Here is a 22,123-nt window from a genome sequence, read left to right on the forward strand (position 1 = left end):
GAGGACCTCGTGGAACTGACTATCCTGATGCCGTGCCTGAATGAGGCTGAAACGCTGGAAATATGTATAAAGAGAGCGGCAAAACTACTTGAAGACAACAAAATTGATGGCGAAATAGTAATTTCCGACAATGGCTCAACGGATGGCAGCCAGGAGATTGCAAGGCGTTGTGGTGCCAGAGTTGTCAATTGCCCTGTTCGGGGCTACGGTGCTGCACTCCAATACGGCATTGAGCAGGCTGAAGGTGACTTTATTCTGATGGGAGACAGCGATGACAGCTATCATTTCGATGAATCATGGCCGATGATTCTAGCTTTACGGCAGGGCTATGATGTTTGTATGGGGACTCGTTTAAAAGGAACTATTATGCCAGGTGCAATGCCATTACTTAACAGACGCCTTGGAAACCCTGTACTCACTGGCATAGGAAAACTGTTATTCCATACTAAACTGAGCGATTTCCATTGTGGCATGCGGGCTTTCCGTCAGAAAGAAATTATAAAGCTTAATCTTGTAACAACGGGAATGGAGTGGGCATCTGAAATGGTCATTAAATCAAATCTTGCCGGATTGAAAATGACTGAAGTGCCTATCACTCTGCATAAGGATGGACGCTCTAGACCACCTCATTTGAGGCGGTGGCGAGATGGCTGGAGGCACTTACGCTTTATGCTTTTGCATTCCCCCAATTGGCTTTTTACCCTTCCCGGTGCTTTACTGATTCTTGCAGGGGCAACCGGTGAAGCGGTTCTCGGACATGGAACGGTAAAAATCGGTAATGCTGTTCTTGACGTGCACTCTCTTCTGGTAATGGCATTCTTAATAATACTTGGTGTACAAATTCTATTCTCCGGTATTTTTGCAAATATTTATACCCGAACAGTCGGCATTCTTCCCTGGAACGAAAAATTTGATCAGATAATTAAAAAATTGACTCTTGAGAAGCTTCTTTTAGTTTCATTGATTCTTGGGGGAGTTGGCATTACAGGTGTTACTACCTGTACATGGCACTGGTATGCTCAAGGATTTTCACCACTCGATTATCAAACAACTATGCGTAAACTGGTGCCATCCTTAACACTGCTTACAATAGCAGTGCAGGGGATCTTTAATGGTTTTATGCTCTCTATCCTATTTCTAAAACATGGGAGCAAGAATGCCAGAGATTAATTTTGATGAATATGTTGGTGAGTACCGCAACATAATTAATCAGGTATCACGCATCAGCGGGGAACAGTTTGAGTTTTTCATTCAACTCCGGCTTCAGCTGATGAAATCGCGCGTTTTTGAGCAATTCCAATCACTCAACAAAATAAGGATTCTTGACTTTGGCTGTGGGGCAGGTGCCACTGAAATATATTTAAAAGAGACATTTCCTGAAGCATCTATCTATGCCATTGACTCTTCTGCCCAATCGATACGTGCTGCGCGGGAGAGGAATATCGAAGGAGTTGAATTCATTCATTCCGATGCGTTCGAACTCCCTTTTCCGGACAGCTATTTTGACTTGATTTATTCAAATGGGACGTTCCATCACATCCCCCCTCTCCATCACAAAAAGATCATTTCTGAAATATCCCGGATCTGCCGGGTTGGTGGGAATTTCTTTATTTTTGAAAACAACCCCAAAAATCCTCTTATGATGAGAGCAATGAGGAATAATCCATTTGATGCAGATGCCATAGTTGTACGCCCTTACATGCTCAAAAGGATAACGGCGATAGCAGGCTTTGTTCAAAAAGAGGTGTGTTACTATTTTTTCTTTCCTAAATTTCTACGATTTTTGAGATTTTCGGAAAAATGGTTGAGTAGTATTCCTCTGGGTGCACAGTATTTCTATTGGTCAATCAAGCAACCAACTACCAATTGATAAACAGAAACAATTTGGGCGACCTGGTTTGTCAGTCAAAACCTGCATTATTAACGTGGTGGGTAAAAATGAACACATTCAAAGCGTGGTTTCCGGTTACACCTCCTCCCCCCTGTCAGGGCTGACCCTACTAACTTTGTGATAACCGCCTTCAACGCTCTTGGCGAATCAGCGGCATCATCCGAGGTGAGTACAACACCGGCAAATTTATGCCGCGGCATCCTCGTCGGCAGGATTCCGTATCATCAAACTGGAGGAGCGGATAAGTGGAAGATGAGGCCGTTCAAGGACGTCAAGGACAAGATTGAAGATTTGAAGGGGTTCCTGTCGTCGCGACATCTGGATGATCTTAAACAACAACAGCCGTTCCCCCTGAAAGGAAACGGCCGTCTTTTTGTTGTTGTCTGCCGGATTATCCAGATCACTCCCGCCGCCGCAGATACCCCAGAAACTCCTCGCAGGTAAGCTGCTTCTTGGACACCAGATTGGCCACTTCCCGCGCCATGGCCTTCTTTTCCCCCTCCTTCATCTCCTCCTTGAGCAGCACGAACAGGGGGGTATTGCGGCTGTAAGGGTAGAGGCGGATTTTCTCCAATAGCTCGAAGGCCGACATGTCCGGGAGCATCAGGGTACTGAAGACCAAGTACTTGGGCCTGATGGAGATCAGCGCCATGGCCTCCTTGCCGGTATATCCCTTGACGATCTCGAACCCCACCGATTCCACGGCCCTGGCAAGGTTTTCCTCCCCCGAGCGGGAAACGACCAGCGCCTGCAGGTCCCAGGTTTCGGCGTCCTCGGTCAGGCCGTACACCGCCAGCCGCTCCAGGAGGTAATGGTCATCCACCGGCAGGGTAAAGAAGCCGGCCACCGGGAACACGCCCCCTATGGCGCCCTTCTCGCTCAAAAACACCGGCAGGATGGGGATGTTGCGGGTCGTCGGATCGCTCTTGATCTGGCGGAGCAGGCCCCAGCCGTCGTCGGAAAAGGGGGAGATGTCCAGGATGATGCCGAGGGGGCGGCCCGAGGCCACGTTTTCCAGGCGTTCCAGGCGATTCTTGTAGCCGCCGCTCTCCAGGTATGACGTGAGGACCTGCCCGCGACCGCTCTCCGCTTGTACCCCCAGAATCCACAGTTCCCGATCGGTGACGGCTTGTTCTGACATAACCACTCCTCTTCGATCACACCAAGTAAGATTAAATCTTCATGTCCTGCTAGAATTGTAGGATAAAACCCGGCTAATGCAACCCGAGTCAGTTGCCGGAATAGCGCTCCAGCACCCGTTCGATGATGTTGGTGGTGGATTTGCCGTCCACAAACGAAACCAGTTCCACCCGCCCGCCGTAGGCCTCCACCACATCCTTGCCCACGACCCCGTCGGCGGTGTAGTCCCCCCCCTTGGCCAGGATATGGGGCTTCAATGCCGTGATCAGTTCCAGGGGGGTGTCCTCGTCGAAGATCACCACATAATCGATGCAGTCCAGGGCCGCCAGGAGGTGAGCCCGTTCATCCTCGTCGATCAGGGGGCGTTTGGGGCCCTTGAGCCGGCGCACCGAGGCGTCGCTGTTGAGGCCCAGCACCAGGACATCCCCAAGGCGGCGCGCCTTCTGGAGGTATTTGACATGCCCGGCGTGCAGCAGGTCAAAGCAGCCGTTGGTGAAGACGATCCGCTTGCCGTTGGCCTTCTCCGCCTCGATGATGGCGGGGAGCACATCCCGGTTCTTGATCTTGGACTCGCTGTCGTGGTGGCCGAGCGCCACGGCATTGATGATCTCTCCTGGCGCAACCGTGGAGGTTCCCAGCTTGCCGACCGCAATGCCGGCGGCCACGTTGGCCAGCCCGGCCGCCTCGGCCATGGTCAGCCCGGAGGCCATGCCCACCGCCAGGGTGGCCAGGACCGTGTCGCCGGCCCCGGAGACGTCGAACACCTCCCGGGCCACGGTCGGGATATGGACCGCGGCGCCGTGGCGCGTAAACAGGGACATCCCCTCCTCGCTGCGGGTGATCAGCAGATGTTCCAGCCCGGCGGTCTCCATGATCGACTCGGCGGCCCGGGAGAGGGAGTCCATGTCGCGGATGGCCATCCCGGAAGCGGTTTCGGCCTCCTTGCGGTTGGGGGTCAGGATGGTCGCGCCGTGGTAGCGGGCAAAATCCGCCCCCTTGGGGTCCACCAGCACGGGGACGGCGGCTTTGGCGGCAGCGGCGACGGCGGCCTCGATGACCCGCTGGGTCAGAACCCCCTTGTTATAGTCGGAGAGCAGGATGACGCCGAACTCCCCGGCGTGGGCGGCGATCCAGGCGCAGACCTGTTCTTCCACATCCTTGGGCAGGGGGGTGCGCGATTCCCGGTCGATGCGCACGATCTGCTGGTTGGAGGCCACCACCCGGGTTTTGCGGCTGGTGCGCCGCCCCGGATCGCGGAACACGGCCTCCGTACCGGCCGCCTGGCGCCCGAGGGCGGACAACAAGACTTCGCCGTTGGCGTCCTGTCCCACGACCGAGCAGACCGTCACCTGCGCCCCCAGGGCCCGCAGGCTGTTGACCACGTTGCCGGCACCCCCCAGGCGCAATTCCTCGCGCAGCACATCCACCACCTGCACCGGGGCTTCAGGGGAGATGCGCTCGGTCTTGCCCCACAGGTACTCGTCCAGCATCAGGTCGCCCATGACCAGGCATTTGACGGCACCGATGTGGTTAAACAAGGATTCCAGCGATTTTCGGTCCACAGTAACTCCACGTGTATGTCAGAATGCGTCGCTTATTAACGACCTGTTATGGTCTTTCCCGCCCGCCCATGGTCTCCAGGATCTCCCGACGCGCCGCGCCGATGGTCAGGGGGAGCCGTTTGAAGGGGAGATGGTCGTCGATCCTCAGCCGGTGGATCAGCTCGGCGATGTAGGGGAGGCGCAGCTTGACGTTTGCCAACTCCTCCGGGGAATGGAAGACCTCCTCCGGTGTGCCGCTGCGTACCAGCCCTCCCCGACTCAGGACGTGGAGGCGGGAGAGAAAGACCGGCACCAGGTCCACGCTATGGGTCGCCATGACGATGGTCACCCCCGACTCCCGGTTCAGGCGGGTCAAGAGTTCCATCATGCGGTGTTCCCCCATGGGGTCAAGACCGGCGGTCGGTTCGTCCAAGAGCAGGATTTCGTGCCCCATGGCCAGGAGCCCGGCGATGCAGACCCGCTTTTTCTGGCCGTAACTCAGATTCTGGATGTCCTTGTGGGCCAGGCCGGCCATCTCCACCGCCTCCAGCCCCTCGGAAACCCTGCGGCCCACCTCGGCCTCGCCAAACCCCATGTTACGGGGGCCGAAGGCCACATCCTCGTACACCGAATGGGCAAAGAGCTGGTCGTCCGGATTCTGGAACACCAGCCCCATCTTGCCGTAGATCTCCCGGGGGGAAAGCCGCCGGATCTCGTCCCCGTCCAGGAGTACCTGGCCGTCATACTCCTTGACGATACCGTCCAGGATCTTGAGCAGGGTGGTCTTGCCGGAACCGTTGGAGCCCAGGATGCCGCAGAATTCCCCCTGCATGACCTCAAGGCTGATGTCGCTCAGGGCCGCGGTGCCGTCGGGGTAGCGGAACGAGGCGATCCGGGCGCTGAGGCGCGGGGTCATCGCGGCCAATTTTGTACGCTCCAGGCGGCGGTTGCCAGGGCGGCAAAGACCACCAGCCCGCCCACTTGGGCCAGACTCAGGCGGGCGCCGCGCAGAAGCGGCAGGGAGCCGTCGTAGCCCCGTTGCGTCATGGCGGTGGTCATGGCGTCGCTGTTGTCGAAAGCGCGGATGACCAGCATGCCGGCCATGGTGCCGAAGGAGCGGAGGCCGCGGCGCAGGCCGCAGTAGCCGAGGCGGTTTTTCTGGGCCGTGTAGACCGTGGCGGCATCGTCGTACAGCATGAACAGGGAGCGCCAGGCGAACAGGGTCACCTCCACCAGGGCGCGGGGGACGCGCAGCCAAGCCAGGGCCGCCATGGTTTCGGTAAAGGTCGCCACCTGCCCCAGGAGCACCGCTACCGACACCGCCCCCATGATGCGGGAGGCGATCACCAAACCGGCACGGAAGCCTTCGGCGTGGAATGCGACGCCAAAGGAGCCGAGCCGGAACAACTCGACAGCGCTCCCCGCCCCCATGCACGATTTCAGGATGAGAACCACCGCGGCGATGAACAGGGGGTGCAGCAGGCGCAAAACGAGCGTCCGCAGTCCCATGCCCTGCACCAGAGCCGCCGGCAGGCAGAAGGCCGCCACGACCCAGGGGAAAAGCGCGCCGGAGGAACTGACGACCAGCGTCAGCAACACGCCGGCGGCCAGCAGGCGAATGCGCGGATCGACAGCCGCGGCAACCCCGCCCGTGGTGCCTTGTCGCTGCAAGTGCCTCATGGTTCGGCCACGCCTCCCGTCATGCGCGAGATCACCGCCTCGGCCGCCGAATAGGGGTCGAGGGTGTTGTCGCCCATGCCGTCCACGATCCGCTCCAGGGTCCCGTCGCGCCCCATGAACGCCAGGGCGCGCCGGTAGAGGCCGTCCCGCAGGATATCCACAAAATGCCGTTGGTTGCGTTCCCGTACGAAATCGGCGATCCGGCCGCTGGTAAAGAGGAAGTCCCGGTGGGCCAGGATCTCGCCCGACAGTTCATCTATGCCGACACCGCGCTGGGCTTCGGTCTTGAGGACTTGCGGGTTCCATCCCCCCTCGGGGGCGTTGCGCATCTCCAGCATGGTGGTCAGTTCCCGGGTGGTGCGGTCGGCGCCGTCGCGGTCGGCCTTGTTGACCACGAAGATATCGCCGATCTCCAGAATGCCGGCCTTGATGGCCTGGATGTCGTCTCCCAGCCCCGGCACCATGACGACACAGGTGGTGTGGGCGGTCTTGACGATATCCACCTCGTCCTGGCCGACGCCAACGGTTTCGATGATGACGATATCCATGCCTAGGGCATCCATCACCAGCGCCACGTCCGAGGTGGAGCGGGACAGGCCGCCCAGGGCGCCGCGGGTCGCCAGGCTGCGGATGAAGACCCCCTCGTCGGAGGCGTGGCGGTTCATGCGGATGCGGTCACCCAGAATGGCGCCGCCGGTGAAGGGGCTGGTGGGGTCGATGGCCACCACCCCCACCTTCTTCCCCTTTTTGCGGAAGGAGGCGGTCAACTGGTCCACCAGGGTCGATTTGCCGGCCCCCGGGGGGCCGGTGATGCCGATGATGTAGGCCGTGCCGGTGTGGGGGTAGAGCCGTTTCAACTCCTCGACCGCGAGGGGCCGATTGTCGTCGATATCGCGCATCATGCGCGCCGCGGCACGGATATCACCGTTCAAAACCTGATCTGCGAGGGACATGGGGCACCTTCCCCAAAGAAAGATATGCACAACCGAATGGGTACATATATCACGGGCGGGAAGTGAATACAACGCCTCTGCTAACGGGTAAAGGGGGCGGGGGTGCCTCCCGGAAAGAGGGACAAGGGCAGGGTCGCACCGGACCGTGGATGCGGTGCCGTGGGACAAGATCCGCGCCCTGTGCGGCGAAACTACTCGCCGAACAGAATGCGCGACAGGTATTCTCCGTAATAGCTCGTGTTGCTTTTTTTGTACTCGGCGGCCAATTCCCTGAACTTTTCGATTTGCAGGTCAAGGTCCGAATAGTCGAAGACCCGCCAATACTTCCTGGGGTTCCACATGGCAATGACTCCTGGTTATTACCGCTTTGCCTCGGGTGCCAGCAGATAGATACCGGTCATCTTGAAGAGCATGGTATTGATCTGACTGGCCCCTTGAATACTGATCTCCGCCTGCTTTTCCGTCTTGATGCTCTTGATGGAACGGAGCAGCAGGGCGATGCCCATGGAATTTATGCGGCCAGCGCCGCTGAAGTCGAAGACCACCGATTTTTTGGAGATCTTCTGGTTCAACTCTTCAAAGTGACTGTCCGCATGGCTGTCGATATTGCCGTGAAAATGAACCGTGTCGTTGATGCTGCCGTTTTTGATCTCAATCTTGAAATTATCCATGTCAGATCGCTCCATATTCGTATGAATCGGGATTAAGCAGGAGATAGCCCCCTACTGATGTTTTCAGGCCGGGCACAAAATTGACGTAAAAATCTTTCATGAATTTCCACATGAAGTAGAGCCCGCGTCCGGCCCGGTCGGTGGAGGTATCATGGGCCAGGTTGATGGCGAGGAATCCCTGCACGGTTTCGGGGGAAAGCCGCCCCCAACTGTCGCTGACCTCCAGGAAGAGCCGTTCGCCGTCAAAGGCGCAGCGCAGCACGATCTCCTCGCCGGGGACGAGGCTGCGTCGTTCCCCCTTGGCGTAGATCTGGTTGCCTTCCGTATCCCGGGGCGCGGCGTACAGGGCGTTTTCCAGCATCTCATCAGCCATCAGGGCGGCGCGCTGCCGCAAAAACTCGTGGGAGGGGCCGTCGCCTTCGACAATGCGCTCCACGCGGCCGATGATCTCTTCCTTGTCCTCGGAGGAGAGAACCGGCCACTCGTGCACCAGGGGAAACCCGCTGAAGGAGATCGGGGGGGCAGGAGAGCAGATGATCCCGCCAGGGGTGTTCAGACTGAACATATTGATGGTCTCTCTTTGATATTTTTTTAGAAGTCCGGCGATCATGGAACCTGCTCCGCAGCAACCACTAGGAGTGTTACGTCGTCCTCGAAGGATGCGGCGCCGGTGAAACCGCGCACCTCGTCAAGCAGCCCGCCCCGGAAGGATTCCGGGCTTTCCCCGGAGTTATGCCGGGCGTAGTGGGCGAAGCGTTCATAGCCGAACTCCTCCCCCTCCCCGTTGCTGGCCTCGACGATGCCGTCGCTGTAGAGGGCCAGAAGGTCGCCGCGCCCGAAATCGATCTCGATCTCCCCGTATTCGCTGTCCCGGTCGAAACCGAGGGGAAAACCGGAGGTCCCATCCAGCATGGCAACCGTTTCGTCTGCCGACCGGTACAGAAACGGATAGTTGTGGCCGGCATTGGCAAGGGATGCCGTGCCCGCCTTCCGGTCGATGACGGCAACAACGGCGGTCATCATCAGGGAATTGGACGCCGTGGCGGTCACGGCCTTGTTCATCCCGCCGAGCAGCTTTCCCGGGGTTGTCACACCACTGTCCAGCAGCAGGTGCAGTCCCGCCTTCGCGGCGGTGGCCACCATGCCGGACTGGATGCCGTGGCCGCTCACATCCCCCACCATGACCCCCAGCCGGTCCTGGTCGATGAAGAAGTAATCGTAGACATCGCCGCTGATCTCCGAGGAGTTGAGCAGCACCGCATCCAGCACCAGACCGGCGTAGCGGCAGGCCGCCGGAGGAAGCAGGTCCCGCTGGATTTGGCGAGCCTTTTCCACCTCTTCATGGATTCTGGCGTTCAGGGCCTCAAGAGTGGCGAGGAGGCGGGCCTGGGACCGGGATATGGCCATCAGGAGTTCGGCCACATGCACGATCCCGACGCATTCCCCGTCGCGGATGACCGGGAAGGAATCCGTATCCAGGCCCGGGTCGTGTTCCAGCAGCATGACCAATGCCTCGTTCACGTCGCATCCCGGGGTGATGACCGGCGGCGCGCAATTCATCAGGGAGCTGATCGGTTTTTTGCCGAACAGTTCCATGGCAAACGGCCGGGAAAGGTGGCGGGTAAAGAGATCCCGACGGCTGATAACCCCCTCGAATATGCCGGCGCCCACGACCGGTATCATCACCAGATCCGGGTTACCCTGGAAGATGGCGACCACCTCCCGGACCGGCATGCCGGAAAGCACCGGCGTGACGCTTCTCATGACCCCGTCGATGGTGGGGAGTTGCTGGTTGTCGTGATCTGTCATAATCCCAATCCCGCCTGCTGTATCGACCGCTACTTGAATGGGTTGCCGTAATGAACCGGCTTGGGCACTACCATACCTGCCGATTGCTACAATCGGGTTGCAGGGGGGAAATGTTCTTGCGACATTCCGGCACCGGTGAATGGGTGAAAAGGGGATAATTCGCGCGGAGGGGGGAGGTCGTCTGTTCCAGACCGGGCACCGATCGACGCGTCTTGTTGCCAATCTGTAACAGGCGCGCGGGTTGCAAAAGCCTCTGGCGCGCCTATACTTGATCCATAACGAAACACGGGGGGAACCGATGATATTATACGTTTTGAGACATGGGGAAGCGGTGGAGAGAACGGACGGGGCTGGCGACGAGTGGCGTTACCTGACGGAACAGGGGAGAGCCGACGTCCGGAAGGTCGTCGAGCGGGTAACAAAGTGCGGGCACAAACCGCGCCTGATCCTGTCGAGCCCGCTCGTGCGGGCGGTCCAGACGGCGGAAATCGCGGCCCAGCTGGCCTGCCGGAAGAATAAAACCATCATCGCCGAGCAGCTCCAGCCGGACGGCGACCTGGAGGTACTCACCCGTCACATCCTGCAACAGAAGGACGCGAAACGGGTCATGGTCGTGGGACACGAGCCGCTGCTCGGCTCCCTGGTGGCCACCCTGCTGGACAGCCCCAACCCGGTCGCCCTGAAGAAGGGGGGGTGCGTGGCCCTGGAACTGGACATCGACAAGGGGGGGGCAAAGTTGAAAAAAGCCGCCACGTTCCTCTGGTCCATCGCGCCCGGCAAAAAGGTTGTGAAGTCCTGCAAGAAGGCCTTTGCCGGGAAAGGCGCGAAATGAGAACCGGCCCCGGCCGTCACTCCCGATGCCGTCAATCCACCCGCTGTCGGTAGGCGTTCAGATAGCGCGCATCCTCGGCATAGGTGACCGGGTAGATGGGGGGCACCGGCTGGGGCTGCAGGTCACTGTCCACGTTTCTGAACGTGAACAGGCATGAGTTGGACAGGGCCTTGTCGCCCGCGTCCCGGCTGAAGCGCTCGATGTCGGATTGGACGGTGATCGTCGTCTTGCCCGTGTAGACCACCCGCGCGATGAATTTGAGCTGGTCGCCCAGAAACACCGGCTGGTTGAAATTGATCCGGTTCACCTGGCACGGCACCACCCTGCCGGGAGCGATCATCTCCGCGGCCAGGGCCGCCAGTTCATAGGCCCTGCGGACGAGGTAGCCGCCGAACACGGTCTTGGGCACGTTCTCCTGCTCCGGGTACGCCCGCTGGGTCGATGCGAGTACCAGCTGCCCGACCCGTATGCCGCTGAACCCCTCCGCCTCCTGTTCCTTGTGCAGTTTTTTGAGGAACAGGTACTCGTCCAGGGACGGCATCTCCTCCGCCTTCGCCAGGCTCTCCCGGTACGCCTGGCGCCGCTGCTCGGCTTTCTTGTAGCGCTTTACCTCGATCTCCTCGGCGTAGGTCAACGGCGGCAGGGCGAGGCTCCTCGCCTCGCCGCTATCCGCCGAACGGGCGACCATGGTGAAGTAACAGGTGGCAAGATGCCCCCACCCCGCCCCCAGGGATTCGACCCGGATGCCCACCTCCATGGAAGAACGCCCCACATGGTTGATCTGGGCGGAAAAGACCAGATCGTGGTTCGTGTCGGCCAGGTTCCTGATCACAACGCTGTCGATGGCGGCGGTGACGACCCGGGCATCCGGGTAAAACCGGTTGACGTAGGCCAGGGTGGTGTTCTCGGCTACCTTGTCGAGGGTTTCCAGAATCTTGCCGAAACGGATATTGCCGACCATATGCCGGTCGCTCGCCAGAAAGCGCCTGGCCAGGACGGGGTCCGTGGAGAACGGGAGCACAAACAGGTATCTCGTATCGTGCGGGGTAATGGCTGCACCGTTTTTTTCGCTTTCGTTCATAGGGGGGTCCTCTCGCCTGCACCGGAGCCAGCGCTTCGAATACAGGCCGTTTTTTCCCGACGTAGTACTAATAGTAAAGCATTATCGCTGCTCCGGCAACTGTCTCGCAGGTCCTGGCTGCGTTTTCCCGGCCATGCGTAAAAAAATCATGACACTGCAACTTTTTTGTAACCAAAACGGGAAACGAATCGTCTACCCTGCATAACACGACTGGCCCATACGGCACCCCGCGGTCCCCTCCTGGTCGCGGGGATTTTTTTGTCGTATCCCGCCCCGGCTGCCCTGCCTACAGTTTGAAGCTGGCGACCACATCCTGCAACTCCACCGACAGACGGGAAAGCTGCGAGGACGCCTGGCTGACCTCCTGGGAACTCTGGGCGCTCTTCTGGATGGTATCGGAAATATCCTGGATATTACTGCTGATTTCCCGGGTGGTGGCGGTCTGTTCCTCCGCGGCCGTAGCGATCTGGCTGATCTGCTGGGTCACCTCGTTGATCTGGCCGAGGATCTCGGACAGCGCCTGCCCGGAGCGGGCGGCCTCGGTGGTGCCCTTTTCCACCTCGGTGACCCCCTCCTCCATGGCGGCAACGGCCTGTTTGGTCTCGGACTGGATTGCCTTGATCATCTCTCCGATCTCCCGGGTCGCTCGCGTGGTCCGTTCGGCCAGTGCCCGCACCTCGTCGGCCACCACGGCGAAGCCGCGCCCCTGCTCGCCGGCCCGGGCCGCCTCGATGGCCGCGTTCAGGGCCAACAGGTTGGTCTGGTCGGCGATATCCTCGATGGTAGCCACAATCTCGCCGATCTGGTCGGAGCGCGTGCCCAACTTGTCCACAACCTGGGCCGTGCCGCGGACCTTATCGGCGATGCGCCCCATGCCTTCGATGGTCGCCTCCACGATGCCGGCCCCCTGCTGGGCGGTGGCGCTGGCCCGGTTGGAGCTTTCCGCCGCCATGTGGCAGTTGTTGGCGATATCCGAGCTGGTGGCGGACATTTCTTCACTGGCGGTAGCCACGGTGGTGGCCTGACCGACCACCCGCAGGGAACTGGCGGCGGTCTGCTCGGCGGTACTCTGAAGCGTCTCCGACGAAGATGAAACAGTCTTGGCGTTTTGGTTGACCCGCTCCATGATCTGCCGCAGGTTCTCCACCATGCGCCGCATAGACTCGTAGACCCCGCCTCGTCCGGCCTCCAGGTGCAACGTCAGGTCCCCCTCCGCCACCCGCCCGGAAATCTCGGCCAGATAATCCGGCTCGGTGCCCAGGGAACTGAGCAGGCGTCGGGTCATGAACACCGACAAAAATGAGATGAGGATAACCAGAACCACGATCACCGTCACAATAGTGTAGATGCCCGCCATCAATTGCTTGCGATTTTCTTCGGTAGCCTTTGCGACCAACGCCTCCAGGTCGCCCACATAGTTGCCGGTCCCGACCACCCAGCCGAAGGGCTCGAACAGGAGCGAATAGCTTCGTTTCGCCTGGGGCACCGTGCTGTCCTTCTTGGTGGTGAAGTAGTCGCTGAAGCCGCCGCCCGGCTGCATCCCGGCTTTGATAATCTCCTGGATATTGTACTTCCCCTTGGCGTCCTTTTTGTTGATGCGGCTCTTGCCTTCGGCAGGGCCGCCAAGCAGGACCACATTGACCCCCTGGGTGGTGTCGGCCCAGAAATAGCCCTCCTTACCGTACCGAAGCGACCGGAGCAGGTCGGCCCCTTGGGACTTGGCCTCATCGAGGGTGATCTCCCCTTTCAGGCTCCGTTCGTGGAGCCGTTTCAAAAGGGTTACGGCCGTTTCCACCTCGCTTTTGGCCTGGGAATCGAAATCGTTGAAGAGCGACTGGCGGTAGGATTTCAGAAAGCTGGTGTAGCCGGCATGGTACTGTTTCAGGGCGATCAGGCCCGTGACCGCGGCCAGGCCGATGCTGGATGCCAGCACCATGATGAGTATCTTGGCGGAAAAGCTGATTTTGCTACCTGTAATGCTCATGCGAACCTCCGTCAAATGGTGATGTGGTATCATTCCGATGCGTTATCCAGGTTAGGCGCTACAAGCGGTGCATCCCGATCACGGCAGGCCGTCAACAACGGCGATGAAGAGATGATACTAAAGATTTGCCACTTGTCATTTTGTGTGGCGGCACGCTGTGCCGTTCGGAGCATGAAGCTCACATCCCGCATGACGGTATTGGCAAGCTGGGTGCTGTTTTGCGGGATCTACGTGGAGCATCTCCTTGCCGTTGACCTTGGCCACGGAGACGTGCTTTTGGGTGAGCAGGTGTATATTGTCTTATCGCCCCCCCCGGGGGTACGGATTCCATTTTCGACCCAAAAAAGGTGAGCACGTTGTCGTGCCCACCTTTTCAATATGGAGCGATCAACTCCGTTGTGATCTCCCATGTTCGGGACAAACTGGCGGCTCCGGGCCGCGGATGAAATTCCGGCCTAGAACATCACCTGCGAGATGGTATAGGCCACCACGGTCGATACCGAGACACCGATCAAGCCGGGGATCATGAAGCTGTGATTGAGCAGGTACTTGCCGATGTGGGTCGTGCCGGTGCGGTCCATGTTGATGGCGGCCAGGTCGCTGGGGTAGAAGGCGAAGAAGAAATAGGCGTAGCTGGCCGGCATCAGGCCCAGGAGCAGCGGGATCGGCAGGCCGAGCGCCAGGCCCAGGGGGAGCGTTATGGCGAGGGTGGCTGCCTGGCTCTTCACAAAGGCGGAGATGCAGAAGGTGGCGATGGCGAAGGTCCAGGGTGCCATCTTGACCATGATGCCGATGTTCTCCACCAGGAACTTCTTGTTGGCGGTGATGAAGGTATCACTCATCCAGGCGATACCGAAGATGGACACGACCGCGATCATGCCGGCGATGAACACGCTGGAGTGGGCGATTTCCTTGGCCTTGACGTTGGCGGAGAACATGATGAAGGCGCCGTAGCCAAGCATGACGAACTGAACCACCGTGGTCATGGGGATCGGCTTCTTATCCAACCCCAGGGGGAGCAGTTGGGGGCAGCTTGCCAGCAGGATGATGGTGCCGACGCCGGCGAAGAACAGGAGCACCGAAATCTTCGCGGTGGTTGAGATCTCCTTGCCCAGGGTCGTGACATCGGCGTCCAGGTTCTTTTTGAAGTCAGGGTCCTGCAGCCGTGCCTGGAAATCGGGGTCCTTGTCCAGGTCCTTGCCGCGGTTGAAGCTCCAGGCGGCGGCGGCCAGGACACCGATGATGCCGGCCGGCATGGTGACCATGATGATGTCGATCAGGGTGACCGGATGCCCGGCCTTGGCGGCGAATCCCAGGAAGAAGGTCACGGCCGCCGCAACCGGGCTGGCGGTGATGCCCATCTGGGAGGCGACGCTGGAGATGGCCATGGGGCGCTCCGGGCGGATCTTGGTCTTCAGGGCCACGTCGGAGATGACCGGGAGCAGTGCGTACACGGCATGGCCGGTGCCGCAGCAGACCGTCAGGAAGAAGGTGGAGAGCGGCGCCAGGATGGTCACGTATTTGGGATGGGCGCGCAGCATCTTCTCGGTCAACTGCACCAGGTAATCGAGGCCGCCGGCAACCTGCAGGGTCGCCGACGCCGTAACCACCGCCAGAATGATCAGCATGACGGCGATGGGAGGCTCGGAGGGGGCGCTGCGGAAACCCAGCACCAGCAGTGACACGCCCAGACCTCCGATCATACCAAGTGCTACGCCACCTCTGCGGATACCTATGAGTACGGCACCCAGTACGAGCACAAATTGGATCCAGAACATTGCCATGACGAACCTCCACCTTGAGGGATAAATTAGCGGATTAACATGATCCGCGCTTAAACTCTATCCCTTGCTAAAGCACAGTCAATGCCAGCATGGCAATTATTTGGCAACATTTCGATATTATTACGCAAATGTGAACATAATCGCCGTATTCAAGAGAGAAACCTCCATAACCGCAGGTTATGGAGGCAGCGTATATCATGGCGTAGACATTGTGATTTCAAGGAGATAGCTACTCACATAACCGTAGGTTAGGTTATAACCGCCGGTTATGGGAGTTCAAAGAAATCACCCCCCCCTGACCCCCTCCTTATCAAGGAGTGGGAAGGACTGGACGTTTTCCTCCCCTCCTAGCTTAGGAGGGGCCGGGGGTGGTAGCCATCCTCAGGCTTGCCATAGGGGCCTCTATTCATCATAATGGCCCACATGCTCCTCATATTCCCCCCCGTAGCCAAGCCGTGCGAACCGCCGGCCGGTATCGTCCAACTGGCGGCCGCCCTGCACAGCCGCGGCCTTCCCTGCCGAGTGCTGGACGCCAACCTGGAAGGGCTGCTCTGGTTATTGGAACAACCGTGCAGCGCCGACGACACTTGGAGCCGCCGTGCCGCCAAGGGGCGCGCACGCCACCTGGCCGACCTGCGGTCTGGCGACCTGTACCGCTCGCCAGACCGCTACAGCCGGGCCGTGCGCGACCTGAACCGTCTGCTGGCCGTGGCTGGCCAGGCAGGCAGCGCGGTCGTCGGCCTTGCGGACTATCAGCACGCCCACCTCTCCCCCCTGCGGAGCGCGGACCTGCTCTTCGCCGCCCAACATCCCGAACAGAACCCCTTCTATCCCTGGTTCAGCGCCGGTTTCGAGGCATGGCTCGACGGCATCGCCACGGTCGGCTTTTCCCTCAACTACCTGAGCCAGGCGCTCACCACCTTTGCCATGATCGGCCTGGTGAGGAAACGCTTCCCCTCCCTGCGCATCGTCCTGGGGGGCGGCTTGGTCACCTCGTGGCTGCGCCAGCCGGGGTGGCAGAACCCCTTCGGCGGGCTGGTGGACCACCTGATAGCGGGACCGGGGGAGATCCCCCTGCTGGAACTCCAGGGCTCCGCCGCCCCGGACCAGGGGCGCGTCAGGCCCGACTACACCCTGCTGCCCATGGGCGACTACCTGGCCCCCGGCTTCATTCTCCCCTACGCGACTGCCGGCGGCTGCTACTGGAACAACTGTTCCTTCTGCCCGGAGCGGGCCGAGGGGAACCGCTACACGCCGCTGCCGGTTGGCGAGGCCCTGGCCGACCTGCACGCCCTCGCCACCCACACCAAGCCGGTGTTGCTGCACCTGCTGGACAACGCCCTGAGCCCGGCCTTCCTGCGGGCCCTGGCCGCCGATCCGCCCGGCGTTACCTGGTACGGCTTCGCCCGTTTTGGCAGGGAGTTGGCCGACCCGGATTTCTGCCAAGCCCTAAAGCGTTCAGGGTGCGTGATGCTCAAACTGGGGCTGGAATCGGGGGACCAGGGGGTGCTGGACCGGCTGCACAAGGGGATCGATATCGGGGAGGCGTCCAAGGTGCTGCGCAATCTGCAAGCGGCGGGAATCGGGGTCTACCTTTATCTCTTGTTCGGCACCCCGGCCGAAACCGAAGCCGAGGCCAGGCACACCTTGGAATTCGTGGTGCGCCACCACGAGGCCATCACCTTCATGAACCTGGCCCTGTTCAACATGCCGATCTGCGGCGACGAGGCGGCCGGCTACGGCATCGACCCGTTCTACGAGGGGGACCTGTCCCTCTACACCGCGTTCCGCCATCCCAACGGCTGGGACCGCAAACAGGTGCGGGGCTTTCTGGACAAGGAGTTCAAGCGCCACCCGGCCGTAGGGGCGATCATGAGGAACGACCCGCCCCTGTTTACCTCCAATCACGCCGCGTTTTTTGTTGGTAGGGCTGGTGGGCTGCGCAGGTAACAAACTTGCGATGGACTCTTCTGATAAAAAGCTGTATATCGGTCCAGAGTGGTCTGCTGAACAGCCATTGCAACGTGTTTAATTTGTGATGGTATTTGAATGTCCTGAAGATAATCCGTACTATATTGCAGCTGACATGCGGTCTAACCAGACTTATTTATACCAGAGGGAAGATCATGGCAATACCTGAACATATTTACAAGTACGAAAGCATAAATGCTTACAGCCTAAAGAACTTAAAAGCACAGTCCATTTACATGTCTTCCCCACTTTTATTTAATGATCCGTACGACTGCGCGTTAAGTACTGTTATGAAAGAGATTTCAGATACAGATCTTGACAAATTGATTTCACATTACGTGGGACGAGAAGATGTGCCGGAACCGGTAAAAAAACAGTTCCTCACGGCCACCAAAGACGAACTAAAGGACATGTTTTTCCGAGCAAGCAAATCAGCTATTGAGCAAAACGTTCAACAGTTTTTAGAACTTAGAGGGGTGTCATGTTTTTCAGAAAAAATGGATGACCTATTGATGTGGGCGCATTACGGTGGATGCTATCGCGGATTCTGCTTGGAGTTCAGAACTGACTCTGAAATGTTTAACAAGCTGAGACAAATTCATTACAGTTCTGACATTCCACGGGTAGATGTTGCCACATGTTTAATCGAGAACGACTTTGACCACATCGCAGACCTTTACTGCACAAAGTCTATAAACTGGCAATACGAGCGAGAATGGCGGCTAATTCATCAGAAAGCTGGCACTTTATATGTATATCCGTCAGAAGCACTGAAAGCCATTTATTTTGGACCGAATACTGATGCACATATGATGGAAATTTTGTGTCTCATCATTCAGGGCCAAAACCCTCAAGTTGAGTTTTGGCGGGGCCATCTTAGTAAATCTGAGTTCAAAGTTGAATTTGAAAAGGTAGACTACATGCCGCATGTTGTTGCGAAGGAATTGGGGTTAGTATAACCAGAAAGAAAACGCGGGTAAGGCCGACAAATTTAATATTTGGAAATTGGGAAAAATTAGGGACACCTTCCGGTTTTCACACAGAAAAGAGGGGAAGCGTCACTAGCTTCAAAGCTTGGTACCGGATGTAGCAAACGGCGCAGCGCCAGAACTGTTGGCACAAAGAGGGAAAATAATTTATGGGATTAGATGCTGTGGAATTGGTGATGGCGGTTGAAGAGGAGTTTCAGATTGCGATTTCCGATTCCGAGGCATGCGAATGCACAACTGTTGGGAAGCTGGTAGAGTTGGTGCATTCACGCTTGCGGCACACAAGCAAGGGCCCATGTCCATCCCAACACTCTTTCTACATCGCGAGACAAAAACTGATCGAAATTACTCACATTCCCAGGCATCAAATAAAACCGGATACAAATCTTGGTGACATAATCCCCAGAAAAAAACGAAAGAAACTCTGGAAAAAAGTGACGACGGCATTGAGCGAAGGCGTATTTTATCAGAACCGACTCGTCCGTCCCAAATGGATGATCTACGGCTTAATCCCGGCCTTTTTCGTTCTATCCTGTGCCACCTTCATTTTCTGGCTTGGCTTTCCTTTCTCCCTAGCAATTATTTCAACTCTGCCAGTTTATATCATTCTTGTGATGACCACGCAGTTGTTCGCTTCGGAGTTCCCGGCTGAAATGTCACAAGTGAAAGACCTAATAAAGCTAGTTAAATCGCTCGACTCCAGAACATGGTCAGAGGAAGAGGTCTTTGCAAAGATAAAAACCGTTACCGCTGAGCAACTTGGAATAAATGAGTCGCTCATCACGCGTGACGCGAAATTTGTTGATGATCTAGGGGCAGGCTGAAATGGAAAGGGAGTAAGATAAGGGTCTACAAATTCCAAAAATTGCAAGTTGCAGGCATGACAACAGCCTTTTAATGGGTGACACCATAATTGTTTTTCAAGGAGCTTTCATGCACTACCTACTGTTCTACAACGTTTCTTCCGACTATCTGGAGCGCAGAGCCGAGTTTCGCGCCGAACATCTCACTCTTGCCTGGCAGGCACAAGCACGGGGCGAACTCATTCTCGGCGGGGCGCTGGCCGACCCGGTGGACGCTTCGGTGCTGCTGTTCAAAGGGGAGTCGGACGATGTCGCCAAGCGGTTCGCGGCTGCCGATCCCTACGTTAAAAACGGTCTCGTTACAAGCTGGCGCGTGCGCCCCTGGACAACGGTCGTCGGCGAGGACGCGACTTCGCCGGTTAGGCCGGAGTCATAAATGAGGCAAGATGAGGCGGGGCTCTCGAATTTTGGAATTTGGAAACCAGCCCCCTGGCCTCGCCCTAGAGCCGATTCGCAAGTGTTCTTGGTTCGGTGGCAACAACGTTAAGCAGTAGAGTGAACATCTCTCAATACGAGGAGGAGCAAGGCCATGAAAAATCATTGCGAGCAGTCGAGAGGAAAAAGATTGTGGCTGGTCATTCCGTTTATTCTTCTGCTAACGGCATGTACGCCGGCACACATGGTTCTGAAACAGGACAACTTCGATATCAAAACAGTAAAACCCACTGCCGGCAAAGCGGCGTTGGTAATCGCCAGGACAACGTCATTGGGAGGGGCGATAAACTTCCACACCTATCTCGACCAGAGCATCATCGGTGTGACAAAAGGCAAAAGCTGCATTGTTAAATACGACATCGAACCCGGAGTAAAATACCTCATTGCGAGAACAGAAAGCCTTGAAGAGGCGAAGATCAGCTTTGAGCCCGATCACATCTACTATGTGCAGCAATCGCCACGGATGGGTTGGGTCGTCGCACGGGTCACCTTGACTCCGCTGTCGCAAGAACAGCTCTTGTCAGAGATCGGGTCGGATGGATGTACCCTTTACGAGATGGACAGTAAGGATATGGGGGACAATTTGACAAATGATGAGTACAAGGAGGCCGTTGCTGATTATGAGCGGGAGTTGACAGAGGGGCATCATAAAGATTTCACCGACTATAAAGGCTTTGCCGTGAAATAGCGGGTTTCAGGCTGCAAAGAAAGACCATTGACGGGACTTGGTTAATGCGCCCCTACCCCTTGAAGTGCGCCGCCACGATCCCCTGGGCCAGGTCCATGGACGAGGTGAAGGCCGGGGAGATGGGGTTCAAGACGTGGAGCGAGGCCCCGTCCGCCACGACCATGAAATCCATGATCATCTGCTTGGTCTCCCAATCCACCAGTTGGGGCCGGATGCCGACCTTGGCGGAGGGGAGCACGTCCGTGGGGGAGAGTTCCTTTACCAGCCGGGCCGCATCCCGGTAGAAATAGGAGGGTAGGTATTTCAGCGGTTCGCTCAGGGCCACGCTGCGGAACAGGGGATTGGCCAGGAACAGGGTCAGGTCCTCCAGGGCGATGCCGAACCCCTCCCGGTCGATCCCGGCCAGGATGCCGTAGTTCTCCCGGCCGAAAGCGGGGATGGCGGTGGGGCCCAGGTAGACGTCGCCGTGGACGCTGCGGGTGAAGTGAACCCCCAGGAAGGGGTTGCGGATATCCGGCACCGGGTAGATGCTGGAATTGACCGTGAAGGGGGCCTCTTTGCGCAGCAGCCGGTAAATCCCCTTGAAGGGGATGAGGCGGAGGTTCCCGCCCACGCCGAACAGCCGGGCCACCTTGTCGCAGTAAGCGCCGGCCGCGTTGACGAAACGGCTGAAACCGATCTCCCCCTTGCCGGTCTGGGCGGTGCCGCTCCCCTCCAGCCCGGTCAGGGGGCACTCCAGGTGAAAGCGCACCCTACCGCTCTCTTCCAGGTCGTTTTTGAGGCTCTTCAGCACCGCCTTGGGGTCCACCACCGCCGTGTAGTGGGAGAACAGGGCGCGCCCCACGGTCCGGGCGTTGGGTTCGATCTCCGCCAGCTGGTGTTCGTCGATCATCTCCACCTTGGCACCGTTGGCCGTGGCCCGACTGTGGAGTTCGTCCAGCACCGGCAACTCACCGGTCGTGCGGGCCACGATCACCTTGCCGTTTTCCAGCAGGGGGAGCCCCTTTTCCTTGCAGTAGGCGCGCATCAGGAAGTTGCCGTTCAAGCACGATTTGGCCTTGAGGCTGTCGGGGGAATAGTAGATCCCGGCATGGAGGACGCCGCTGTTGCGCCCCGAGGCGTGCCTGCCCAACTCCGGCTCCTTGTCGATGATCACGATGTCGCCGTATCCGGCCCGGACCAGTTCCCGCGCAATGGTCAGCCCGATGATCCCCGCCCCCACAATCAGGATTTCCGCCTTGTCCAGTTGCATATCCAGCCCCCTTTGCACCGGCATCGCTTTGCCTCTTCAGGATTTGGTTTCAGACCGGGGTGTCACGAATACGATGGCCAGGGCGGTGACGGAGCCGATGCACGCCTCGCCGAAACGCAACACCGCATTCATGGCCGGGTTAAGCGTAGGATTCATGTGCGAAATCACCATGATGACCGCCACGGTTATGGCGGCGAGACGACTGTGTTCCGGTACCTTCAGGATCTGGCACAGCGCAATGGTCACGCCGATGGATATGGCCATGCCGACCGGACTGAAGGGCATAAAGGAGAGATACAGCCCGCTGACGAACGCGCCGATGAAGGTTCCGAGCACCCGGAGCCCTGCCGACGTCCAGGTGTCGCGGGTCGTGGCCTGGAGCACCACCAGCCCGGAGATGAGGGACCACAGCCCCCCCATGCTCGCCGACTCGCCGTGGAAGATGCCGGTGGAGTATTCCCCGCAGGGGTAGGCAACCAGGCAGACCACGGCATTTTGCAGAACCGTGAATACCCCGAACCTGTGGAACAGTGTCGTTATCGTTTCCTTGTCTATCATG

At 58.4% G+C, this 22,123-nt stretch carries 22 protein-coding genes; 8 read left to right on the top strand and 14 right to left on the bottom strand.

Annotated elements, in window-relative coordinates; all coding sequences use genetic code 11:
• Nucleotides 1-9 precede the first annotated feature (9 nt).
• Together F6V25_RS13765 and F6V25_RS13770 are read left to right on the top strand one after the other, a co-directional pair.
• On the top strand, nt 10-1,170 hold the full coding sequence (locus tag F6V25_RS13765; RefSeq protein WP_218043552.1) for a glycosyltransferase family 2 protein: 1,161 nt from the start codon (nt 10-12) through the stop codon (nt 1,168-1,170).
• On the top strand, nt 1,157-1,870 hold the full coding sequence (locus F6V25_RS13770; RefSeq protein ID WP_191966197.1) for a class I SAM-dependent methyltransferase: 714 nt from the start codon (nt 1,157-1,159) through the stop codon (nt 1,868-1,870). Before F6V25_RS13765 ends, F6V25_RS13770 begins: the two co-directional genes overlap by 14 nt.
• Before the next feature lie 421 nt (nt 1,871-2,291).
• Here F6V25_RS13770 and F6V25_RS13775 read toward each other — a convergent pair whose 3' ends face one another.
• The 9 genes from F6V25_RS13775 to F6V25_RS13810 form a co-directional block, all read right to left on the bottom strand.
• Entirely contained in the window at nt 2,292-3,032 is a 741-nt protein-coding gene (locus tag F6V25_RS13775) for a response regulator (protein ID WP_151129117.1), read from the bottom strand.
• A gap of 88 nt (nt 3,033-3,120) precedes the next feature.
• Nucleotides 3,121-4,593: a D-glycero-beta-D-manno-heptose-7-phosphate kinase gene (gene rfaE1, locus F6V25_RS13780; RefSeq protein ID WP_151129118.1), complete on the bottom strand. Its 1,473-nt coding sequence runs from the start codon at nt 4,591-4,593 to the stop codon at nt 3,121-3,123.
• Nucleotides 4,594-4,639: 46 nt separating this feature from the next.
• A complete protein-coding gene (locus F6V25_RS13785) occupies nt 4,640-5,488 on the bottom strand; it encodes an energy-coupling factor ABC transporter ATP-binding protein (RefSeq protein ID WP_151129242.1) in 849 nt (282 codons plus the stop codon).
• The gene (gene cbiQ / locus F6V25_RS13790; RefSeq protein WP_151129120.1) at nt 5,485-6,252 is read right to left on the bottom strand and encodes a cobalt ECF transporter T component CbiQ; all 768 of its coding nucleotides are present in this window, start codon (nt 6,250-6,252) and stop codon (nt 5,485-5,487) included. The genes F6V25_RS13785 and cbiQ overlap by 4 nt, the downstream gene beginning before the upstream one ends.
• The gene (gene meaB / locus F6V25_RS13795; protein ID WP_151129121.1) at nt 6,249-7,205 is read right to left on the bottom strand and encodes a methylmalonyl Co-A mutase-associated GTPase MeaB; all 957 of its coding nucleotides are present in this window, start codon (nt 7,203-7,205) and stop codon (nt 6,249-6,251) included. The genes cbiQ and meaB overlap by 4 nt, the downstream gene beginning before the upstream one ends.
• Nucleotides 7,206-7,396: 191 nt before the next feature.
• Nucleotides 7,397-7,546 carry a hypothetical protein gene (locus F6V25_RS17045; protein ID WP_191966198.1) on the bottom strand — a complete coding sequence of 50 codons (150 nt, stop codon included), beginning with the start codon at nt 7,544-7,546 and terminating at the stop codon, nt 7,397-7,399.
• 18 nt (nt 7,547-7,564) lie between these two features.
• Nucleotides 7,565-7,876 (bottom strand): STAS domain-containing protein, encoded by a 312-nt coding sequence (locus F6V25_RS13800; protein ID WP_151129123.1) that lies wholly within the window; start codon nt 7,874-7,876, stop codon nt 7,565-7,567.
• Between the two features lies 1 nt (nt 7,877).
• Complete coding sequence (locus tag F6V25_RS13805) at nt 7,878-8,486, bottom strand: ATP-binding protein (protein WP_151129124.1); 609 nt, start codon at nt 8,484-8,486, stop codon at nt 7,878-7,880.
• A complete protein-coding gene (locus F6V25_RS13810) occupies nt 8,483-9,685 on the bottom strand; it encodes a PP2C family protein-serine/threonine phosphatase (protein ID WP_151129125.1) in 1,203 nt (400 codons plus the stop codon). The genes F6V25_RS13805 and F6V25_RS13810 overlap by 4 nt, the downstream gene beginning before the upstream one ends.
• 298 nt (nt 9,686-9,983) lie before the next feature.
• Here F6V25_RS13810 and sixA point away from each other — a divergent pair, with 298 nt between their 5' ends.
• Nucleotides 9,984-10,517, top strand: a complete 534-nt coding sequence (gene sixA, locus F6V25_RS13815) for a phosphohistidine phosphatase SixA (RefSeq protein ID WP_151129126.1) — start codon at nt 9,984-9,986, stop codon at nt 10,515-10,517.
• A 31-nt stretch (nt 10,518-10,548) separates the two neighbouring features.
• Here sixA and F6V25_RS13820 read toward each other — a convergent pair whose 3' ends face one another.
• The 3 genes from F6V25_RS13820 to F6V25_RS13830 form a co-directional block, all read right to left on the bottom strand.
• Nucleotides 10,549-11,598 carry an acyl-CoA thioesterase gene (locus tag F6V25_RS13820; RefSeq protein WP_151129128.1) on the bottom strand — a complete coding sequence of 350 codons (1,050 nt, stop codon included), beginning with the start codon at nt 11,596-11,598 and terminating at the stop codon, nt 10,549-10,551.
• A 286-nt stretch (nt 11,599-11,884) separates the two neighbouring features.
• Nucleotides 11,885-13,582 carry a methyl-accepting chemotaxis protein gene (locus F6V25_RS13825; RefSeq protein WP_151129130.1) on the bottom strand — a complete coding sequence of 566 codons (1,698 nt, stop codon included), beginning with the start codon at nt 13,580-13,582 and terminating at the stop codon, nt 11,885-11,887.
• Nucleotides 13,583-14,037: 455 nt separating this feature from the next.
• Complete coding sequence (locus F6V25_RS13830) at nt 14,038-15,366, bottom strand: anaerobic C4-dicarboxylate transporter (RefSeq protein WP_151129131.1); 1,329 nt, start codon at nt 15,364-15,366, stop codon at nt 14,038-14,040.
• Nucleotides 15,367-15,789: 423 nt separating this feature from the next.
• Here F6V25_RS13830 and F6V25_RS13835 point away from each other — a divergent pair, with 423 nt between their 5' ends.
• The 5 genes from F6V25_RS13835 to F6V25_RS13855 all read left to right on the top strand — a co-directional run bounded on the left by F6V25_RS13835 (nt 15,790) and on the right by F6V25_RS13855 (nt 20,312).
• Complete coding sequence (locus F6V25_RS13835; protein WP_151129133.1) at nt 15,790-17,316, top strand: B12-binding domain-containing radical SAM protein; 1,527 nt, start codon at nt 15,790-15,792, stop codon at nt 17,314-17,316.
• 176 nt (nt 17,317-17,492) lie between these two features.
• Nucleotides 17,493-18,296: a DUF2971 domain-containing protein gene (locus tag F6V25_RS13840; RefSeq protein ID WP_151129134.1), complete on the top strand. Its 804-nt coding sequence runs from the start codon at nt 17,493-17,495 to the stop codon at nt 18,294-18,296.
• A 179-nt stretch (nt 18,297-18,475) separates the two neighbouring features.
• Nucleotides 18,476-19,150, top strand: a complete 675-nt coding sequence (locus F6V25_RS13845) for a phosphopantetheine-binding protein (RefSeq protein WP_151129135.1) — start codon at nt 18,476-18,478, stop codon at nt 19,148-19,150.
• A gap of 109 nt (nt 19,151-19,259) precedes the next feature.
• Entirely contained in the window at nt 19,260-19,565 is a 306-nt protein-coding gene (locus F6V25_RS13850; RefSeq protein ID WP_151129136.1) for a YciI-like protein, read from the top strand.
• 153 nt (nt 19,566-19,718) lie between these two features.
• Nucleotides 19,719-20,312 carry a hypothetical protein gene (locus F6V25_RS13855; protein WP_151129138.1) on the top strand — a complete coding sequence of 198 codons (594 nt, stop codon included), beginning with the start codon at nt 19,719-19,721 and terminating at the stop codon, nt 20,310-20,312.
• Nucleotides 20,313-20,364: 52 nt separating this feature from the next.
• Here the strand turns inward: F6V25_RS13855 and lhgO are convergent, their stop codons facing one another.
• Nucleotides 20,365-21,564, bottom strand: a complete 1,200-nt coding sequence (gene lhgO / locus F6V25_RS13860; RefSeq protein ID WP_151129139.1) for an L-2-hydroxyglutarate oxidase — start codon at nt 21,562-21,564, stop codon at nt 20,365-20,367.
• Between the two features lie 36 nt (nt 21,565-21,600).
• A complete protein-coding gene (locus F6V25_RS13865) occupies nt 21,601-22,122 on the bottom strand; it encodes an FUSC family protein (protein WP_151129141.1) in 522 nt (173 codons plus the stop codon).
• Nucleotide 22,123 lies beyond the last annotated feature (1 nt).

Origin of the sequence: Oryzomonas japonica (genome assembly GCF_008802365.1) — a bacterium.
Classification (GTDB): Bacteria; Desulfobacterota; Desulfuromonadia; order Geobacterales; family Pseudopelobacteraceae; genus Oryzomonas; species Oryzomonas japonica.

What these genes read in the sequence shown, in the direction of transcription:
- F6V25_RS13830 (WP_151129131.1), bottom strand. Translation starts at nt 15,366, where the DNA reads ATGGCAATGTTCTGGATCCAATTTGTGCTCGTACTGGGTGCCGTACTC.
- F6V25_RS13835 (WP_151129133.1), top strand. Translation starts at nt 15,790, where the DNA reads ATGCTCCTCATATTCCCCCCCGTAGCCAAGCCGTGCGAACCGCCGGCC.
- F6V25_RS13775 (WP_151129117.1), bottom strand. Translation starts at nt 3,032, where the DNA reads ATGTCAGAACAAGCCGTCACCGATCGGGAACTGTGGATTCTGGGGGTA.
- F6V25_RS13805 (WP_151129124.1), bottom strand. Translation starts at nt 8,486, where the DNA reads ATGATCGCCGGACTTCTAAAAAAATATCAAAGAGAGACCATCAATATG.
- F6V25_RS13855 (WP_151129138.1), top strand. Translation starts at nt 19,719, where the DNA reads ATGAAAAATCATTGCGAGCAGTCGAGAGGAAAAAGATTGTGGCTGGTC.
- lhgO (WP_151129139.1), bottom strand. Translation starts at nt 21,564, where the DNA reads ATGCAACTGGACAAGGCGGAAATCCTGATTGTGGGGGCGGGGATCATC.
- meaB (WP_151129121.1), bottom strand. Translation starts at nt 7,205, where the DNA reads ATGTCCCTCGCAGATCAGGTTTTGAACGGTGATATCCGTGCCGCGGCG.
- F6V25_RS17045 (WP_191966198.1), bottom strand. Translation starts at nt 7,546, where the DNA reads ATGTGGAACCCCAGGAAGTATTGGCGGGTCTTCGACTATTCGGACCTT.
- F6V25_RS13810 (WP_151129125.1), bottom strand. Translation starts at nt 9,685, where the DNA reads ATGACAGATCACGACAACCAGCAACTCCCCACCATCGACGGGGTCATG.
- F6V25_RS13850 (WP_151129136.1), top strand. Translation starts at nt 19,260, where the DNA reads ATGCACTACCTACTGTTCTACAACGTTTCTTCCGACTATCTGGAGCGC.
- cbiQ (WP_151129120.1), bottom strand. Translation starts at nt 6,252, where the DNA reads ATGAGGCACTTGCAGCGACAAGGCACCACGGGCGGGGTTGCCGCGGCT.
- F6V25_RS13800 (WP_151129123.1), bottom strand. Translation starts at nt 7,876, where the DNA reads ATGGATAATTTCAAGATTGAGATCAAAAACGGCAGCATCAACGACACG.
- F6V25_RS13840 (WP_151129134.1), top strand. Translation starts at nt 17,493, where the DNA reads ATGGCAATACCTGAACATATTTACAAGTACGAAAGCATAAATGCTTAC.
- sixA (WP_151129126.1), top strand. Translation starts at nt 9,984, where the DNA reads ATGATATTATACGTTTTGAGACATGGGGAAGCGGTGGAGAGAACGGAC.
- F6V25_RS13845 (WP_151129135.1), top strand. Translation starts at nt 18,476, where the DNA reads ATGGGATTAGATGCTGTGGAATTGGTGATGGCGGTTGAAGAGGAGTTT.
- F6V25_RS13785 (WP_151129242.1), bottom strand. Translation starts at nt 5,488, where the DNA reads ATGACCCCGCGCCTCAGCGCCCGGATCGCCTCGTTCCGCTACCCCGAC.
- F6V25_RS13820 (WP_151129128.1), bottom strand. Translation starts at nt 11,598, where the DNA reads ATGAACGAAAGCGAAAAAAACGGTGCAGCCATTACCCCGCACGATACG.
- F6V25_RS13770 (WP_191966197.1), top strand. Translation starts at nt 1,157, where the DNA reads ATGCCAGAGATTAATTTTGATGAATATGTTGGTGAGTACCGCAACATA.
- F6V25_RS13825 (WP_151129130.1), bottom strand. Translation starts at nt 13,582, where the DNA reads ATGAGCATTACAGGTAGCAAAATCAGCTTTTCCGCCAAGATACTCATC.
- F6V25_RS13865 (WP_151129141.1), bottom strand. Translation starts at nt 22,122, where the DNA reads ATGATAGACAAGGAAACGATAACGACACTGTTCCACAGGTTCGGGGTA.